Raw genomic sequence first — 17,517 nt, 5'->3', positions numbered from 1 at the left:
GCCGGCCCGCGACGGGCGCCGGCGCTCAGATGACAAAACCGTAATCGAAGCCTCACCTTCAGGAAAGCGCGCGAATCGCAGAATGCACCCAACTCTTCATCGCATCGATGGGGAGCGGAGGTCCGGCCTGATCTGCGGACGCGAACACGCCATCTTTGAGAGGTGAACATCATGAACAACCTGATTCGTGCAGTCCTGCTTTCCTGTGCGCTGAGCGCACCGATCGTCGCATTTGCGCAAACCACCGACCATGCGGTCACACGGGCCGACGTGCGCGCCGATCTCGTCCGCGTCGAAAAGGCCGGTTATCGTCCGGTCGGCAGCGATCCGTACTATCCCGACGACATCCAGGCCGCGGAAGCGAAGGTCGCGGCACAGCGAGCGCAATCGGCCGCCGCACGGCCGAGCGTCGCGGCCAAGACCGCTGCGCCGTCGTTCGCATCGCTCGACGAGCAGTCGTTGTACGAGCATCACTGAATGCGGCGGTCGACCGCCGTCGCTGGCCCGACGGCGGATCGTTCGACGGCGCGCGTGCCGCCGCGAGTCAGTGCTCGCCGTTCTCGAGCACGTTCTGCGTGAGCGCGATCGACGGAATCGTCGGCTTGAGCAACGCACGGCGCGCGCGACGGCTCAGCCACTTCCAGCCGGCCACGAGCAGCAGCGCGACCAGCGGGATCGACGCAATCGTCCACGTCCCGTTCGGGTAGTCGAATGCCATCAACACCAGCACGCCGAGCAGGAACAGCAGCGTGAGCCACGACGTCACGGGCGCGCCCGGCATCCTGAACGCGACGTCTTCCACGTCGCCGCGCCTGACCGCGGCGCGGAACTTCATCTGGCACACGACGATGAAGCCCCATGTGCTGATGATGCCGAGCGACGCGATGTTCAGCACGATCTCGAACACGCTCGACGGCACCAGATAGTTGAGCAGCACGCCGACCACATAGATCGCGACCGTCACCAGAATGCCCGCGTACGGGACGGATTGCGAACTCATCCGCGCGAGGAACGCGGGGGCCGAGCCGCCCATCGACAGCGAACGCAACACGCGCCCGGTCGAATACAGGCCGGAGTTCAGGCTCGACAGCGCGGCTGTGAGCACCACCAGGTTCATCACCGAGCCGATACCCGGCACGCCGAGCGCGCCGAAGAACGTGACGAACGGGCTCTGGCCCGCCTTGTACGCACTCCACGGCAGCAGGCAGACCAGCAGGACGACCGACGCGACGTAGAAAATCGCGATGCGCCAGATCACGTTGTTGATCGCGCGCGGCAGCACCTTGCGCGCGTCCTTGCATTCGCCGGCGGCCGTGCCGACCAGTTCGACGCCCGCGAACGCGAACACCACGCCCTGCACCAGCACCAGCGCCGGCATCAGCCCGTGCGGAAAGAACCCGCCGTTGTCGGTGATCAGATGCATGCCGGTGCCATGGCCGGCCACCGGCATGCCCGTGCCGAGGATCGCCGCACCGATCACGAGAAACAGCACGATCGCGGCGACCTTGATCAGCGCGAACCAGAACTCCATCTCGGCGAACCATTTCACGCCGATCAGGTTCATCGTCGCGACGATGCACAGCGCGACGAGCGCGAAGATCCACTGCGGCACGGCCGCGAACGGCGCCCAGTAATGCATGTAGAGCGCGACGGCGGTGATGTCGACGATGCCGGTCATCGCCCAGTTCAGGAAGTACATCCAGCCGGCGACGAACGATGCCTTCTCGCCGAGGAATTCGCGTGCGTACGACACGAAGCTGCCGCTGCTGGGGCGATGCATCACCAGCTCGCCGAGCGCGCGCAGGATCAGGAACGAAAACGCGCCGCACACCAGATAGACGATCGCGAGCGCCGGGCCGGCGGCCTGCAGCCGCGCGCCGGCGCCGAGAAACAACCCGGTGCCGATGGCCCCGCCGATTGCGATCATCTGCACCTGTCGATTGCCGAGGGTCTTGTGATAGCCGGCTTCGTGCGATTCGAGCCAGCTGCGTTTGTCGGTTTCGCCGGTTGTCGACGGGTCGGGAATCGATGCCATGACGGTATCCTCGCGCACGGATGGGATGGGACTCGCCCCGATCGCGGGACGATCGGGACCACCGGTACCGGAGGAGCCGCGCGCGCAATCGAGCGCGCCCGTCCTGATCGCGATTCGTCGGACGTGACGAAAGGCCCGGTACGTCGCGAACGTATTCAGCCGTAATTCCCGTCACAAACGGAATGCAAATTTGGACTGGGGCTGTTCGAATCCGTGCATAGGGCCCCGGCGCCGGGTGAACCGGATAGGTAATTTGGTGCGCCGGCGCGCGCTGCGGGGGCAAGCGTTACCGACGGCACCGGTTCGTGCACCGAAATGAGGAATCCGGTTCGCCGAGAGGTTCGCCGAAATTTCCGCCTCATGCCGGTGCGGCAAGCGTTTCACGTCGGTGGCCCGGTTTTTGCTGGAGTGGTGTCGGCCGCGCAATCGTTGCGCGCTGCCCGACGACATACCAGACAAGGAAGATTCACCGTGAGCCCGACGACCCGACCGTTCCCCCGACGCACCTGGCTGGCTGCGCTGCTCGCCGCCCCCGTGATCGCGCTGTTCGCCGCCGCGCCGGCCCACGCCGATGCGCTCGACACCATCGCGAAGAACGGCACGCTGCGCGTCGCGGTGCCCGAGGACTATCCGCCGTTCGGTTCGGTCGGCACGGACATGCAGCCGCAGGGCTACGACATCGACATGGCAGGACTCCTCGCCAAGGCGCTCGGCGTCAAGCTGAAGCTGGTGCCCGTGAACAGTGCGAACCGGATTCCGTACCTGACGACCAACAAGGTCGACATGGTGATCTCGTCGCTCGGCAAGACGCCGGAGCGCGAGAAGGTCATCGACTTCTCGAGCGCGTACGCACCGTATTTCCAGGGCGTGTTCGGGCCGTCCGACGTGAAGGTGAGCACGCCCGCCGACCTCGGCGGCAAGACGGTCGGCGCGACGCGCGGCGCGCTCGAGGAGATCGCGCTGTCGCAGCTCGCGCCGAACGCGACGATCAAGCGCTTCGAGGACAACAACGCGACGATCCAGGCTTTCCTGTCGGGGCAGGTCCAACTGATCGCGGCCGGCAACATCGTCGCGGCGGCGATTCTCGCGAAGAATCCGCCGCGCCGCCCCGAGGTCAAGTTCGTGATCAAGAATTCGCCGTGCTTCGTCGGCGTCAACAAGAACGAACCGCGCCTGCTCGCGAAGATCGACGATGCGATCGCGCATGCGAAGCAGGACGGCTCGCTGGGCGAAATGTCGCGCAAGTGGCTCGGCCAGCCGTTGCCGGCCGGACTGTGACGCATCGCCGTGTCGCGTGACACGTCGCCGCGGCCGGGATGCCCGGCGCGGCGCGTGTCGTTGTCCGAACCCGAATCTATCCCGTTCCCATGAGCTACCAGCTTCAATTCGGCGAGCTTGCCGAGTATGCCGGCGTATTCGCGAGCGGCGCGGCGATCACGCTCGCGCTGACCGCGGTCGCGACCGTGCTCGGCGTGGCGGTCGGCGTGCTCGGCGCGGCCGCGTACAGCGCCGACGCGCGCGCGGCCGTGAAACTTCGCCCGCTGATCGGCGCGTACGTCGAGGCGATTCGCAATACGCCGTTCGTCGTCCAGCTGTTCTTCATCTTCTTCGGCTTGCCGGCGCTCGGCGTGCACATCGACGAATACACGGCCGCGATCCTCGCGATGACGCTCAATCTCGGCGCGTACTCGGTCGAGATCGTGCGCGCGGGCGTGGCCGCCGTGCCGAAAGGGCATCTGGAGGCGGCGTCCGCGCTCGCGATGTCGCGCGCGCAGATGCTGCGCCACGTCGTGCTGCCGCAGGCGCTCGCCAAGGTGTTTCCCGCGCTGTCGAGCCAGATCGTGATCACGATGCTCGGCTCGGCGGTCGTGTCGCAGATCTCGGTGGCCGATCTGACCTATGCGGCCAGCTACATCCAGTCACGCAACTTCCGCGCATTCGAGACATACTTCGTGATCACGCTCGCGTATCTGGCGATGGCGCTGCTGATGCGCGCGACGCTCGGCGCGATGGGCCGCCGCCTGTTCTCCCGCCGCATGCGAGGTGCGCGATGACCGATTTCACGTTCGGGCAGATGCTCGCGAACCTGCTGCTGGCCGCGCGCTGGACGATCGTGCTGTCGATCGTGTCGTTCGTGTCCGGCGGCCTCGTCGGCCTCGGGCTGCTCGTGATGCGCGTGTCGAATTCGACGGTGCTGCGCGGTGTCGCAAAACTCTATATCGAAGTGTTCCAGGGCACGCCGTTGCTGATGCAACTGTTCATCGTGTTCTTCGGCTTGCCGCTCGTCGGGCTCGACGTTTCGCCGTGGGTCGCGGCCACCGCGGGGCTCACGTTCTTCACCAGCGCGTATCTGGCCGAGATCTGGCGCGGCTGCGTCGAGGCGGTGCCGAAAGGGCAGTGGGAGGCGTCGGCGAGCCTCGCGATGAGTTATGTCGAGCAGTTGCGTCACGTGATCCTGCCGCAGGCCGCGCGCATCGCGATCGCGCCGACGGTCGGCTTCGGCGTGCAGGCGGTGAAGGATACGGCGCTCGTGTCGATCATCGGCTTCACCGAGCTGACGAAGGTCGGCATCGCGATCTCGAACGCGACGTTCCGGCCGTTCGTCGTGTATGGCCTCGTCGCGCTGATCTATTTCGCGCTCTGCTATCCGCTTACCCGTTATGCGCGCACGTTGCAAAGGAGATGGCATGCCGCTCGTTGAAACCCGGGGTCTCGAAAAGAACTTCGGCACCCATCATGTGCTCAAGGGCATCGATCTGTCCGTCGAGCGCGGGCAGGTCGTGTCGATCATCGGCCGCAGCGGCTCGGGCAAGAGCACGCTGCTGCGCACGCTCAACGGGCTCGAGAGCATCGACGCGGGCACGATTTCGGTCGACGGCGAACGCGTCGATGCACGGCATGCGGACCTGCGTGCGCTGCGGCTGAAGGTCGGCATGGTGTTCCAGCAATACAACCTGTTTCCGCATCTGAGCGCCGGACAGAACGTGATGCTCGCGCAGTCGGTGGTGAAGAAGTCGCACCGCCAGCAGGCGCGCGCGATCGCGGAGCTGATGCTCGAGCGCGTCGGCCTCGGCGACAAGTTCGACGCGTTTCCGGAACAGCTGTCGGGCGGCCAGCAGCAGCGCGTCGCGATCGCGCGTGCGCTCGCGATGAAGCCGAGCGTGCTGCTGTGCGACGAGATCACGTCCGCGCTCGATCCCGAGCTCGTCGGCGAGGTGCTGGGCGTCGTCGAGCAACTCGCGCGCGAGGACATGACGCTGATCATGGTCACGCACGAGATGAACTTCGCGCGGGCGGTGAGCGACCGGATCGTGTTCATGCACCAGGGACGCGTGTGGGAGAGCGGGACGGCCGAGGAAATCTTCGAGCGGCCGCAGACGGTGGAGTTGACGCGGTTTCTGAGCAGCGTGCGGAATCCGGAAACCGCTGCGCGTTGACCGACACGGCCGTGCGGCCGGGCCGCGACCAGATGACAAGACCGTAATCGAAGCCTCACCTTCCGGACAGCGCGCGAATCGCAGAATGGACATCACTCCTCATCGCATCGATGCGGAGCGGATGTCCGGCCTGATCGGCGGACGCGAACACGCTATCTTTGAGAGGTGAAGGTCATGAACAAGCTGATTCGTGCAGTCCTGATTTCCTGTGCGCTGAGCGCGCCGGTCGTCGCATTCGCGCAAACCGCCGACCATACGGTCACGCGCGCCGACGTGCGCGCCGACCTGGTTCGGGCCGAGCGCGACGGCACGGTGCCGACGTCGAACTGGGACTATCCGCCGAGCACGCAGACGATCGCGCGCAATCGCGAGCTGTATGCGATCGCGCATGGCGACAGCCACACGGCAATGGCCATGACGTCGGCCGCCGTGTCGACCGCGAGCGCGCAATGAAGCGGGCCGCCATATCGATACGCGTGACGGGGCTGGCGATCGCCGCGTGGCTTGCGGCGGCCGCGGCCCCGGCTTTCGCGCGCGGGCAGCCGCAACTGCCCGATGACGACGGCGGGCGCGCCGGCGTGCTGCGCGCGTTGAACCCCGACTTCGATCCGCACCGCGCGGCACTCGACCTCCGGCCGGCGAGCCGTCACGCCGCGCCCATCAGCCGCGCGCCGAGCGCGATCCCGCGCGCGGACAACAGCGCGCTGGCCGCCCGCTGACGGGCGTCCCAGCCCGCCAGCGCGGCGTCGAACGCGACGCCGCGTGCGACGTCGCGCAACGCTTCGGCGAGATCGACCGCGTTGTCCGCCGCTTTCGCGACGCCCCCCGCGGTGTGCGGGCGCACGATGCACGCGGCGTCGCCGAGCAGCACCGCGCGGCCGAACGCCATGCGTGCGGCCGCGAGATCGACGATCGCCTGCGCGAACGGCGCGGCGGTCGCATCGACGAGCGCGGCGAGTGTCGGCGCGAGCATCCGGTCGGCGGCGTCGACGAGTTCCGCGCGGTTGTCGTCGCGCATCGCGCCGGGCGGCAGCGACCCGTCGCGCTGCGTGCCGTCGCGCGCGAGGAACAGCGACGGCAGCCGGTCGGACGCGAGCCGCCGGTACCACACCCAGTTCACGCGCCGCCCGCCCGGTTCGGTCGCGCCGTCGGCGCCGGGCACCAGATAGGTGAGGAACAGGTGCCGGTCGCCTTGCTGGAACGTGAAGCGTTCGCGCAGCATGACCAGCACCTGCTCGGGCAGCGCGCGTTCGTCGACGAGCCCGCGCCACGCGACATAACCCGCATACGCCGGCTGCACGTCCGGCAGCAACTGCGCGCGCACCGTCGAGCGGCCGCCGTCCGCGCCGATCAGCAGGTCGGCCGTCTCGACGCGGCCGCTCGCGAAATGCGCGACGATCCGCTCGCCGTCCTGCTCGAACCGCTCGAATGCGTCGCCCGCGTGGATGATTTCGGCCGGCAGCGCACGCCTCAGCGCCGTGTAGATCACGTTCCATCCCGTCTGCGTCTGCGGCATCGCGAAGCGCTGCACGATCCGGTCCTGCGCGTCGACGTAGATCCGGTCGACCGAATCGACGCCCGCGTCGCGCGGTAGCGCCATGCCGCCGAACGCGAATGCGCGCTCGATCGGCGGCTGCAGCACGATGCCGCCGCCGCGGCTGTCGAGTGCGTGCGGCGATTGCTCGAAGACGCGGACGTCCCAGCCGGCCGCGCGCAGCGCGGTCGCCGCGAACAGCCCGCCGACCGATCCGCCGGCGATGACGGCCTTGCGGCCCGATCCGTGTTCCATCCGATGTTCCCTCGATGATGCCGCGTGCGGCGAACGGCGCGTCAGCCGCCCCAGCCGCGCAGGAAATCGAGCAGCAGCGCGTTCACGCGCTCGGGCTGCTCCTCGTGCGGCAGATGTCCGCACTGCGCGATCGGCTCGGCACGCAGGTGGGTTGCCATGCTTTCCCACACGGTCTTCATGTCGAACATCTTGCCGACCGCGTAGAAATCCTCGCCCCAGATCGCCATGGTCGGGCACGCGATCCTGATATCCGCATCGACGAGGTCCTGCTGGACGTCTTCCGCGTTCGCGCGATAGTCCGCCAGCGCGCCGCGCACGGCGCCCGGACGCCGATACGCGCGCACGTACGTGTCGAACGCATCGCCCGAGATCGCGTGCGGGTTGTAGCACCAGTCGGCGAAAAAATAGCCGAGCCATTCGGCTTCCTTGCCGGCGATCAGCGCCTCCGGCAGGTCGGGCACCTGGTGGAACAGGAAAAACCAGTACGCGCGGGCCGTTTGCGCGGTCATGTTCTGCGCGACGATGCGCGTCGGCACGTTGTCCATCACGACGAGCCGGTCGACACGTTCGGGGAAGTCCTTCGCGAAACGCGTCGCGACGCGTGCGCCGCGGTCGTGCCCGACGAGCGCGATGCGCCCGATGCCGAGCGCATCGAGCAGCGCGGCGACGTCGCGCGCCATGTTGCGCTTGTCGTAGCCGGCCGCGGGCTTGTCGGTTTCGCCGTAGCCGCGCAGGTCGGGCACGATCACGCGATAGTGCCGTGCCAGCGCCGGAATCTGGAAGCGCCACGCGAAGCTCGTTTCGGGGAAGCCGTGCAGCAGCACGACGACGGGCCCCGCGCCGGCATCGATGACGTGCTGGCGGATGCCGTTCGCCGTAACGGTGTGGTGGGTCAGTGCAAGCGTGTCGGTCGTCATGGGAAATCCCGGTTGTGCGGGCGGTGCGCGATACGGCACGCGTCCGATGCTGTCCGAGGATAGGGCAGGCGACGTGCGTCGCGGCTGAATCGTTCTGAACCGGCCTGAGCGCCATGCCACGCCGGCATCACTTGCGGCGGGGGCGCTTGCCGGATGCGTCGGACGCCACACGCTGCAGCGCGGCCGGCGTGCCGTTCAGGAACGCGTCGATCTGCCGTTCGATTTCCGCGTCGAGATCGTCGGGCACCGGCAACCCGTATACCCACTTGCGCACGCCGAGATAGAAGATGCTCGCGTGCAGGCTCCACACCAGTTCGATTTCCGCGTTGCGCTGCGCTTCCGACGCCGGTGTCGCGATGTCGTACGCGTGCCGCAGCTCGCGCAGCACCGGCAGGAACACGCGTTCGCGCAGCCGCGACAGATAGCGCGTATTGAAGCCCTCGCGGCTGAGCCCCGCGAAGATGAACGTGCGGATCCATTCGCGCCGCAGGATCGTCTGCGCGTACGACCGGTAGAACGCGACGAGCCGCTGCTGGAGCGGAACCGAGCGGTCGGCGATCAGCTTTTCCCACTCGGGGTCCCACGTGTAGACCTCGTCGTATACGCGATCGATCAGCGCTTCCTTGCTCGGGAAATACCGGTAGAGCAGCGGCTGGGTCACGCCGATCTGCCGCGCGAGCTCGCGCGTGCTGCCGGAAAAACCGTGGGTCGCGAAGTGTTCGACCGCCTTTTCGACGATCTGTCGTTCGCGTGCTTCCGGCGTGAGGCGGCGGCCCGATGTGCCGGCGGTGTCGTCGGCGGTCGTCCTGCGCGCACGGGGCGCTGCATTGCGCTTGGTCTCGGTCATGCGTCGGCTCCTGAATGGGCCATTCTGCACTTATCGATCGAAAAATAGCAAGGCGCGCCCCGGCGAGGGCCGCGCGGCAGGCCGCGAAGGCGGGCGTCGTGCCGCGCGCGGTTCGGCGGTTTCAGAAAATTTCAGGTCGCCGCCATGACTTTCAGGCCCGCATTCCCTACGCTTGCTCCCGAACCGCTGCACGAGGCCGACGCCCTTCGGCCGGCCCGCGGCGCAACCGGAACGGACCATGGCTTACCTGATCTCGCCGGGAGCCGGCATCGCAGTCGGCTTCCTGCCCCCCCTCGTGCGCGTGCAGTCGCCCGCGCGGCCGCTGACCGCGCCAGCGGGCCTGCTCGGCCTCGTCTTCCGCGAGCATGCGATTCCGCTCGTGCAGGCGCAATGGCGCGTGCTCGCCGCGCGGGTCCGCGATACGGACACCTTCGATAGAACCACGGAAGCCACGACATGCAGCCCGCGCAAGTAACGGCAGCGGGCGCGGCGGCCCCCGATCACCTGCGCGGCGAGGATGTGTTCCTCGCCTCGATCGCCGGCTATGTCGACACGCTCGGCTTCGTCGCGCTGTTCGGGCTCTTTACCGCGCACGTCACCGGCAACTTCATCCTCATCGGCTCGGGCCTCGCCGGTGTCGGCCAGGGCCTGATGATCAAGTGGCTCGCGTTTCCGGCCTTCATTGCGGGCATCGTGGCCGCCCGCCTGCTCGATCACCGGATGCGCGTGCGCGGGCATGGCCCGCGGGCGTGCTCGCTGTATGCACTGCAGACGATCCTGCTGGCCGGCTTCATGCTCGCGGGCGTCGCGGCGTCGCCGATCGGCAGCGCCGATGCGCCCGCGACGATCGTCTGCGGGCTGCTCGGTGCGGCGGCAATGGGCGTGCAGAACGCGCACGGCCGGCTGACCGCGCGCACCGTCGTCGCGAATACCGTGATGACCGGCAACGTCACGCAGGCGGTCATCGATGCATTCGACTGGCTTGTGCCGATCGCCGCGCCGGCCGAACGGGAAGCCGCACGCGCGCGGCTGCGACGCACGCTGCCGCCGGTTGTCGGTTTCGCGATCGGCGCGGGCGCCGGCGCGACCGCGTACCTGTACGCCGGGTTCTGGGCCCTGGCGCTGCCGCTTGCGGCGCTCGGTTTCCTCACCTGGCGATCCGGCCGCGCCGGCGAGCCGTCCGCGTCGCGCTGAACGCCGATTCCGCACGCGGCGTCGGCTGCGTGCGCCACCGGGGCGGCGGCGAAGCCGCCCTGCGTTTCTTCATTTCATTCAACGCTGACTTCGAGAACCGCTTGATTGATGCAGGTCGGCAAGCGTGAGACCGCTCGACCGTTCGCGGAAAGCGCAACGTCACGCGCGCGCGGTGAACCGGTCGACGAGGTCGTGGTGACCGAGCTGTTCGACCCACCAGCGTAGCGCGCGTCCGGCTTCGTCGGCGCGCCATGCGATATAGCAATGGGTCGTGTCGCGCATGCCGGTGACTTCCCGCGCGACGAGCCTGCCTTGCGCGATCGCGGGCGCCGCGATGCAGTCCGGGAGGGTACCCACCGCGAGTCCTTCGCATTGCGCGGCCAGTTTCGCGGCGAGCGTCGGCACCGCGAGATACGGTTGGCCGGCGTCAAGCGCGACGGGCTGCGGCTGAAGTTCGCGGGACGTGTCGGAGATCACCGCGCTGCGATACTCGACGATCGCCGCCATCGACAGCGGTTCGGGCAGCGCCGCGAGCGGATGGGTAGGGGCGACCGCGAACACGTGCCGGAGCGTGCCGATGGGCTGCGCGACGATGTCCGGCAGTTCCGGAGGCTCGCCCGCCGCGCCGACGATCAGGTCGGCCCGCCGCGAAATCAGCGCATCCCAGGTGCCGCCGAGCACTTCGGTGGAGAAGCGCAGTCGCGTGTCCATTTCAAGATCGTAGAACGCGTGAACGTATGGCCACATCATGTCGAACGGCAGTATCTCGGCGATGCAGACGCGGACCTCGGTTTCCCAACCTTGCTGCGCGCGCTGGGCCTTCCGTTCGAGCTGTTCGGCGGCATGAAGGAGACGGCGACCTTCCTCGACGACGACGCGGCCCGCATGCGTGAGCTTCGCACGACGCCCGCTGCGATCGAACAACGCGACGCCGAGATCGCTCTCGAGCTTCTGTACGACGTATGTCAGCGCTGACGGCACGCGGTGCACCAGCTCTGCCGCGTCGGCAAACGTACCGGTGCGGTCGATCGCGTCCAGTGCCTCGAGTGCTTCGAAAGACAGCTTCATGGCGAGTTTCTACGGCAAGGGCATCAGGCGATGTCGCGCCGTCGGGCGACGCGGATTCCAATCCTGTTCACAACGGGCCGCCGCCGCATTCGCTCGACGTCCGCCTGTCACGTCGGTGTCGATTCGCGGCGCTTCACGGCAGCGTCGGCGTGTGCGCCGGGCAGCGCGCCGAACATGTGCTGGTTGCACTTCGCGTCGCGCCACGCGGTTCCCAGTCGGATCCCGTCGAACATCCGTCGCACCACGGGAAGGATCTGTTCGCCGGCCAGAATGCCGAGCAGGCCCACCAGGGCGACGGCGGGCGGCGCCGGCGATTGCACGCCGATCAGCGCGTAAACGACGCCGGCGAGGATGCCGGCGAGAAGTGAAGCAATGTACGGTTTCATGGGTCTGGAATGGAATGACGGCCGTTTAAAAATACGGATGAATACCGGGCTGGCGTCGATCCGAAAGTCTTGGGCCAGCCTATCAGGTCTGCGCGTTCGTCGTCAGCGCATTCAATGAAATTCAGATCTTTTCAGTCTGAATTCAGCGCGTGGCGAGAATCAGAACAATTAACTGGTGCGGTCGCGCATTCGCGTATTGAATGACGCAGGCCGGTTGCCGGCACCGCGCATTGGACGCTTCGCGGATTCGTCGGCCAGGCGAGTCTCATCTTTCTCCGCGTCAAAGGACATCACCATCATGAGCAACCCCAAGCTTGAAGTACTTACCCCGCACAACAGCCAGCTGATCTTCATCGACCAGCAGCCGCAAATGGCGTTCGGCGTGCAGTCGATCGATCGCCAGACGCTGAAGAACAACGTCGTCGGCCTCGCGAAGGCCGCGAAGGTCTTCAACATCCCGACCACGATCACGACGGTCGAAAGCGAGAGCTTCTCGGGCCACACGTATCCCGAACTGCTCGACGTGTTCCCGAACCAGAAGACGCTCGAACGCACGTCGATGAATTCGTGGGACGACCAGAAGGTGCGCGACGCGCTCGCCGCGAACGGCCGCAAGAAGGTGGTCGTGTCGGGCCTGTGGACCGAAGTCTGCAACACGACGTTCGCGCTGTGCGCGATGCTCGAAGGCGACTACGAGATCTACATGGTCGCCGACGCATCGGGCGGCACGACGCAGGCTGCGCACGATATCGCGATGCAGCGCATGGTGCAGGCCGGCGTGGTGCCGGTCACGTGGCAGCAGGTGCTGCTCGAATGGCAGCGCGACTGGGCGCGCCGCGAGACGTACGACGCGGTGATGGCGATCGCGAAGGAGCATTCGGGCGCATACGGGATGGGCGTGGACTACGCGTACACGATGCTCCACAAGGCACCGCAGCGCACCGCGACGCCGCACGAGTCGATTGCGCCGGTTCCGGCGAAGTAAGTGAAGACGGCCGGTAACGGCTGATGCCGGTGCGGCGGGTTCGACGCGAACGCGCCGCATGGGCTCCATTGCCGCGGGCGGCGGACGTGACCGAAACACGAATGCCGCCCGCGGCATGCGGGTCGAAACACTGCGCCTGCATTTGAAATTGTCCGGGAGATTTATCGCATGGAACCTTATCTGGTTTCCCTTGGTGCGGGCCTGCTGATCGGTGTGATTTACAGCGCCATCAAGGTTCGCTCTCCCGCACCGCCGCTGATTGCGCTGGTCGGGTTGCTTGGCATGCTGATCGGCGTGCAAGCCCTACCCACCGTCAAACAACTCTTTGGCTTCTGATCAACAAGAGGTGATGCATATGACCGCAACCGTGACCCAACCGGATCTGATCCTGCACAACGGACGATTCACGACGCTCGACCGCGCGAACCCCGTCGCGACGGCCGTCGCGATTGCCGCCGGGCGCTTCGTCGCGGTCGGCAGCGAAGCGGACGTGATGCCGCTCGCGGGCCGCGCGGCGAAGGTGGTCGATCTCGGCGGCCGCGGCGTGCTGCCGGGTCTGATCGACAACCACTGCCACGTGATTCGTGGCGGACTGAACTACAACATGGAACTGCGTTGGGACGGCGTGCCGTCGCTTGCGCTCGCGATGGAGATGCTCAAGCAGCAGGTCGCGATCACGCCCGCGCCGCAGTGGGTGCGCGTGGTCGGCGGCTTCACCGAACATCAGTTCGTGGAGAAGCGGCTGCCGACGATCGAAGAACTCAATGCGGTCGCGCCGGACACGCCGGTGTTCATCCTGCACCTGTACGATCGCGCGTTGCTGAACGCGGCCGCGCTGCGTGTCGTCGGCTACACGAAGGACACGCCGGAGCCGCCGGGCGGCACGATCCTGCGCGATGCCGCCGGCAACCCGACCGGCCTGCTGCTCGCGAACCCGAACGCGACGATCCTCTACGCGACGCTCGCGAAGGGGCCGAAGCTGCCGTTCGAGTATCAGTACAACTCGACGCGCCATTTCATGCGAGAGCTGAACCGGCTCGGCGTGACGGGCGTGATCGACGCGGGCGGCGGTTCGCAGAATTACCCCGACGATTACGAAGTGATCCGCAAGCTGCACGACGCGGGCGAGATGACGATCCGGATCGCGTACAACCTGTTCACGCAGAAGCCGAACGCGGAGAAGGAAGACTTCGTGAACTGGACGAAGAGCGTCAAGTATCACGACGGCACCGACTACTTCCGCAACAACGGCGCCGGCGAGATGCTGGCGTTTTCCGCGGCCGACTTCGAAGACTTCCGCGTCGCGCGTCCGGACCTGCCCGCGCAGATGGAGGACGATCTCGAAGGCGTCGTGCGCGTGCTCGCGGAAAACCGCTGGCCGTGGCGCATGCACGCGACCTATGACGAAACGATCAGCCGCGCGCTCGACGTGTTCGAGAAGGTCAACGAGGACATTCCGCTCGAAGGGCTGAACTGGTTCTTCGATCACGCGGAAACGATCACCGAGCAATCGATGGACCGGATCGCCGCGCTCGGCGGCGGGATCGCGGTGCAGCACCGGATGGCGTACCAGGGCGAATACTTCGTCGAGCGCTACGGCGCGCAAGCCGCGGAGGCGACGCCGCCGGTCGCGAAGATGCTCGCGAAGGGGCTCAAGGTGTCGGCCGGCACGGACGCGACGCGCGTCGCGTCGTACAACCCGTGGGTGTCGCTTGCGTGGCTCGTGACGGGCAAGACGGTCGGCGGCATGCGCATGTATCCGCAGCGTAACCTGCTCGATCGCGAAACCGCGCTGCGGATGTGGACCGAGTATGTGACGTGGTTCTCGAACGAGGAAGGCAAGAAAGGCCGGATCGCGGTGGGTCAGCTTGCCGACCTGGTGGTCCCCGATCGCGATTTCTTCGGGTGCGCGGAGGACGATATCGCCGCCACGACCGCATTGCTGACGGTGGTCGACGGGAAGATCGTGTGGGGCGCGGGGCCGTTCGCGTCGCACGACGCGCCGATTCCGCCGGCGATGCCGGACTGGTCGCCGGTGCGCGAGTTCGGCGGCTATGGCGGCTATGGCGGCTGGGGCGCGACGCAACGCAACGGCGCGCCGCTGCAACGCGCGGCAGCGGCCGCAGCGATGTGCGGCTGCGCGAACGAATGCAACCTTCACCAGCATGCGCACGCGAGCGCATGGGCGAGCACGTTGCCGACGTCGGATGCGAAGGGCTTCTGGGGCGCGTTCGGGTGTTCGTGCTGGGCGATCTGATATCGCGTGCATACCGCTTTCAACTCCCCGGCATGGGTCCGCGCGCTGCCGCTCGCGGTGCGCGTGTTTCTCGCCTGTCGTCCGGGCCGCCCGGATGAGCGGCCTGCATCCCGCTGAATCAGAATCCGCGCGCGGCGCCACGCCGCGCGCGTCAACATCACGGAGAAAACCAATGAGTTCATTCAACCTGCGCAACCTGCTGCGCATGACCGCCGCGTCGTCGGCCGTGCTCGCCGCGCTGCTGGTCGGCGCGCCGGCATTCGCCGACGAAACCCACCTCGACGACATCGCGTCGCCGGCCGCCGCCGCGCGCTCCCCCGCGATCGCGGTCGGCCCGCAGTACGACACGACCCACGTGTGCGTCGCGCCGGAAGACTTCGATCGCTTCACCGACAGCTTCGTCGCGACGTTCGGCGGCAAGAAGTCGAAGCAGGGCGTGTTCCAGGTCACGCCGACGCCGAGCCAGACGATGTCGCAGCTCGTGCTGACGCCGGTCGGCACGATCTCGGTATTCGGCTTCAAGACGCCGATCCCGTATCCGTTCTGCGAGGAACGCACCGGCTATCTCGTCACCGACATGGACGTCGCGGTGAAGTCGGCGCGTGCGCATGGCGCGGACATCGTCGTGACGACGTTCCCCGACCCGATCGGCCGCGACGCGATCGTCCGGTGGCCGGGCGGCGTGAACATGCAGCTGTACTGGCACACGCAGGCGCCGAACTACGACCCGCTGCAGACGGTGCCGGAGAACCGCGTGTACGTATCGCCGGAAAGCGCGAGCAAGCTCGCACGCAACTTCGCCGCGTTCTCGCACGGCAAGATCGTGTCCGACGTGCGCCATGCGCCGGGCATCGAGATCGGCCGGCCGAACGATACGTACCGCCGCATTCGCATCGAGTCGGGCTTCGGCAAGATGACCGTGCTCGCGACCGACGGCCACCTGCCTTACCCGTTCGGGCGGGAAATGACGGGCTATGAAGTCGCCGATCTCGCCGCGACGCTGAAGCAGGCCGAAGCCGCGGGCGTGACCGTGCTGGTGCCGCCGTTCAAGTCGGACGGTCGCGACGCGGCGCTCGTGCAGTTCCCGGGCGGCTACGTCGCCGAAATCCACGCGCGGTCGAAATGACGGTGCGCAGGCCGATGAAGCGATCGTGGCGCGGCGCGCTGCCGTGCGTCGTGCTGGCGGGCGGCGCCGCGTTGCACGCGGGATCGGCCGTCGGCGCCGATGCCGATGTGGCGGCGGCCGGCGCGGCCGCGTCGCCGGCCGCCGCCGCCGCGGCGTGCACCGCGAAGCGCCCGACGGTGTCGTTCAACCGCTGGCAGGAAGACTGGTCGGTGCTCGCGAATCCGTGCGTGCCGCGCAAGCCGTTCGACGCGCTGAAATACATACGGCTCGGCGACGATCCGTCGACCTACCTGTCGCTCGGCGCGAACCTGCGCGAGCGCTTCGAACTGAACAACGCGCCGCTGTTCGGCCTCGGCGCCGCGCACGACGACAACTACGTGATCCAGCGCGCGAACGTGCATGCCGATCTGCGCTATCGCGGGCACTTCCAGGCGTTCGTGCAGTTCGTCGATGCGCGGCCGTTCGGCAAGGACACGGTCGGCCCGGTCGACAAGGATCAGCTCGATATCGAGCAGGCGTTCATCGCGTACGTCGATCAACTGGGGCCCGGCACGTTCAAGACGCGGATCGGCCGGCAGGAGATGGCGTTCGACTTGCAGCGTTTCGTGTCGGTGCGCGACGGCCCGAACGTGCGGCAGGCGTACGACGGACTGTGGACCGATTACGAAATCGGCAAATGGCGCTTGATCGGCTATGTGACGCGCCCGGTGCAGTATCGCAATGCGGCCGTGTTCGACGACGTGTCGAACCGGCACCTGCGATTCGACGGCGTGCGCGTCGAGCGCACCGCAACGGGGCCCGGCGATCTGTCCGCGTACTGGTCGCGCTATACGCGCGACAACGCGCGCTATCCGGATGCATCCGGCACCGAGCGGCGCGACGTGTTCGACATGCGCTACGCGGGCAAGACCGACGGGTTCGACTGGGACGTCGAGGCGATGCTGCAGACCGGCCACGTCGGGCAGGATACGGTCGGCGCGTGGGCGTTCGGCGCGCTGGGCGGCTACACGTTCGCGAAGACGGCCGGCACGCCGCGCGTCGGCATCCAGGTCGACGGCGCGTCGGGCGACGCGCATCCGGGCGACCGGCGCGTCGGCACGTTCAACCCGATGTTTCCGAACGGCTATTACTTCACGCTCGCCGGCTACACCGGATACAGCAACCTGATCCACGTGAAGCCGTCGCTGACGTTCAAGCCGGCCAGCTCGGTGACGGTGCTCACCGCCGTCGGCTTCCAGTGGCGGCAGACGACCGCCGACGCGATCTACGGTCAGGGGATGTCGGCGGTGCCGGGCACGGCCGGCAAGGGCAGTGCGTGGACGGGGATGTACGCGCAGGCGCGCGTCGACTGGCTCGTGAACGCGAACGTCGCGCTCGCGCTCGAGGCCGTGCACTTCCAGCTTGGCTCGTCGATTCGCGCGCTCGGTGCGCGCAATGCCGACTATCTCGGGATGGAAGCGAAGTTCGGCTGGTGAC

Annotated in this window: 19 protein-coding genes; 13 read left to right on the top strand and 6 right to left on the bottom strand. The window is 67.4% G+C overall.

Annotation, left to right across the window (positions count from 1 at the left end; translation table 11 throughout):
* Nucleotides 1-171: 171 nt before the first annotated feature.
* Nucleotides 172-477, top strand: a complete 306-nt coding sequence (locus tag GJG85_RS34455; RefSeq protein ID WP_050017642.1) for a DUF4148 domain-containing protein — start codon at nucleotides 172-174, stop codon at nucleotides 475-477.
* A gap of 67 nt (nucleotides 478-544) precedes the next feature.
* Here GJG85_RS34455 and ansP read toward each other — a convergent pair whose 3' ends face one another.
* Nucleotides 545-2,035 (bottom strand): L-asparagine permease, encoded by a 1,491-nt coding sequence (gene ansP, locus GJG85_RS34450; protein ID WP_050017630.1) that lies wholly within the window; start codon nucleotides 2,033-2,035, stop codon nucleotides 545-547.
* A 471-nt stretch (nucleotides 2,036-2,506) separates the two neighbouring features.
* On the opposite strand from ansP, the gene GJG85_RS34445 reads away from it, so the two are divergent.
* From GJG85_RS34445 to GJG85_RS34425, 5 genes are all read left to right on the top strand, one after another.
* The gene (locus tag GJG85_RS34445; RefSeq protein WP_050017628.1) at nucleotides 2,507-3,313 is read left to right on the top strand and encodes a transporter substrate-binding domain-containing protein; all 807 of its coding nucleotides are present in this window, start codon (nucleotides 2,507-2,509) and stop codon (nucleotides 3,311-3,313) included.
* 89 nt (nucleotides 3,314-3,402) lie between these two features.
* The gene (locus GJG85_RS34440) at nucleotides 3,403-4,089 is read left to right on the top strand and encodes an amino acid ABC transporter permease (RefSeq protein ID WP_050017627.1); all 687 of its coding nucleotides are present in this window, start codon (nucleotides 3,403-3,405) and stop codon (nucleotides 4,087-4,089) included.
* Nucleotides 4,086-4,736, top strand: a complete 651-nt coding sequence (locus GJG85_RS34435) for an amino acid ABC transporter permease (protein ID WP_050017626.1) — start codon at nucleotides 4,086-4,088, stop codon at nucleotides 4,734-4,736. Before GJG85_RS34440 ends, GJG85_RS34435 begins: the two co-directional genes overlap by 4 nt.
* Nucleotides 4,723-5,472: an amino acid ABC transporter ATP-binding protein gene (locus tag GJG85_RS34430; protein WP_050017625.1), complete on the top strand. Its 750-nt coding sequence runs from the start codon at nucleotides 4,723-4,725 to the stop codon at nucleotides 5,470-5,472. The genes GJG85_RS34435 and GJG85_RS34430 overlap by 14 nt, the downstream gene beginning before the upstream one ends.
* A 174-nt stretch (nucleotides 5,473-5,646) precedes the next feature.
* Nucleotides 5,647-5,925 carry a DUF4148 domain-containing protein gene (locus tag GJG85_RS34425; RefSeq protein ID WP_176016159.1) on the top strand — a complete coding sequence of 93 codons (279 nt, stop codon included), beginning with the start codon at nucleotides 5,647-5,649 and terminating at the stop codon, nucleotides 5,923-5,925.
* 193 nt (nucleotides 5,926-6,118) lie between these two features.
* On the opposite strand, the gene GJG85_RS34420 is transcribed toward GJG85_RS34425, so the two are convergent.
* The 3 genes from GJG85_RS34420 to GJG85_RS34410 form a co-directional block, all read right to left on the bottom strand.
* Nucleotides 6,119-7,261, bottom strand: a complete 1,143-nt coding sequence (locus GJG85_RS34420; RefSeq protein ID WP_050017623.1) for an FAD binding domain-containing protein — start codon at nucleotides 7,259-7,261, stop codon at nucleotides 6,119-6,121.
* 41 nt (nucleotides 7,262-7,302) lie between these two features.
* On the bottom strand, nucleotides 7,303-8,178 hold the full coding sequence (locus GJG85_RS34415; RefSeq protein ID WP_176016161.1) for an alpha/beta hydrolase: 876 nt from the start codon (nucleotides 8,176-8,178) through the stop codon (nucleotides 7,303-7,305).
* A gap of 127 nt (nucleotides 8,179-8,305) precedes the next feature.
* Nucleotides 8,306-9,025, bottom strand: coding sequence for a TetR/AcrR family transcriptional regulator (locus GJG85_RS34410; RefSeq protein ID WP_050017621.1), 720 nt, complete (start codon nucleotides 9,023-9,025; stop codon nucleotides 8,306-8,308).
* A gap of 238 nt (nucleotides 9,026-9,263) precedes the next feature.
* Between GJG85_RS34410 and GJG85_RS34405 the strand changes: the two genes are divergently transcribed.
* Together GJG85_RS34405 and GJG85_RS34400 are read left to right on the top strand one after the other, a co-directional pair.
* Complete coding sequence (locus tag GJG85_RS34405; RefSeq protein WP_089490279.1) at nucleotides 9,264-9,500, top strand: DUF1427 family protein; 237 nt, start codon at nucleotides 9,264-9,266, stop codon at nucleotides 9,498-9,500.
* Nucleotides 9,482-10,219, top strand: coding sequence for a YoaK family protein (locus tag GJG85_RS34400; protein ID WP_050017619.1), 738 nt, complete (start codon nucleotides 9,482-9,484; stop codon nucleotides 10,217-10,219). The genes GJG85_RS34405 and GJG85_RS34400 overlap by 19 nt, the downstream gene beginning before the upstream one ends.
* Nucleotides 10,220-10,378: 159 nt before the next feature.
* Here the strand turns inward: GJG85_RS34400 and GJG85_RS34395 are convergent, their stop codons facing one another.
* Entirely contained in the window at nucleotides 10,379-11,287 is a 909-nt protein-coding gene (locus tag GJG85_RS34395; protein ID WP_050017618.1) for a LysR family transcriptional regulator, read from the bottom strand.
* Nucleotides 11,288-11,394: 107 nt separating this feature from the next.
* Nucleotides 11,395-11,673, bottom strand: coding sequence for a XapX domain-containing protein (locus GJG85_RS34390; protein WP_089490280.1), 279 nt, complete (start codon nucleotides 11,671-11,673; stop codon nucleotides 11,395-11,397).
* A 298-nt stretch (nucleotides 11,674-11,971) separates the two neighbouring features.
* Between GJG85_RS34390 and GJG85_RS34385 the strand changes: the two genes are divergently transcribed.
* The 5 genes from GJG85_RS34385 to GJG85_RS34365 all read left to right on the top strand — a co-directional run bounded on the left by GJG85_RS34385 (nucleotide 11,972) and on the right by GJG85_RS34365 (nucleotide 17,516).
* Nucleotides 11,972-12,658, top strand: coding sequence for a hydrolase (locus GJG85_RS34385; protein WP_034175518.1), 687 nt, complete (start codon nucleotides 11,972-11,974; stop codon nucleotides 12,656-12,658).
* Between the two features lie 168 nt (nucleotides 12,659-12,826).
* Nucleotides 12,827-12,994, top strand: coding sequence for a DUF1427 family protein (locus tag GJG85_RS34380; RefSeq protein ID WP_014725963.1), 168 nt, complete (start codon nucleotides 12,827-12,829; stop codon nucleotides 12,992-12,994).
* A 19-nt stretch (nucleotides 12,995-13,013) separates the two neighbouring features.
* Nucleotides 13,014-14,915, top strand: coding sequence for an amidohydrolase (locus GJG85_RS34375; protein ID WP_204384619.1), 1,902 nt, complete (start codon nucleotides 13,014-13,016; stop codon nucleotides 14,913-14,915).
* Between the two features lie 172 nt (nucleotides 14,916-15,087).
* Entirely contained in the window at nucleotides 15,088-16,041 is a 954-nt protein-coding gene (locus GJG85_RS34370) for a hypothetical protein (protein WP_060734298.1), read from the top strand.
* A 14-nt stretch (nucleotides 16,042-16,055) separates the two neighbouring features.
* Complete coding sequence (locus GJG85_RS34365) at nucleotides 16,056-17,516, top strand: alginate export family protein (RefSeq protein WP_124655263.1); 1,461 nt, start codon at nucleotides 16,056-16,058, stop codon at nucleotides 17,514-17,516.
* The last annotated feature ends 1 nt before the right edge of the window (nucleotide 17,517 follow it).

The sequence above is a fragment of the Burkholderia sp. MS389 genome (assembly GCF_016899425.1).
In the GTDB taxonomy this organism is placed as follows: domain Bacteria; phylum Pseudomonadota; class Gammaproteobacteria; order Burkholderiales; family Burkholderiaceae; genus Burkholderia; species Burkholderia sola.
This window is presented reverse-complemented; position numbering and strand designations above follow the sequence as displayed.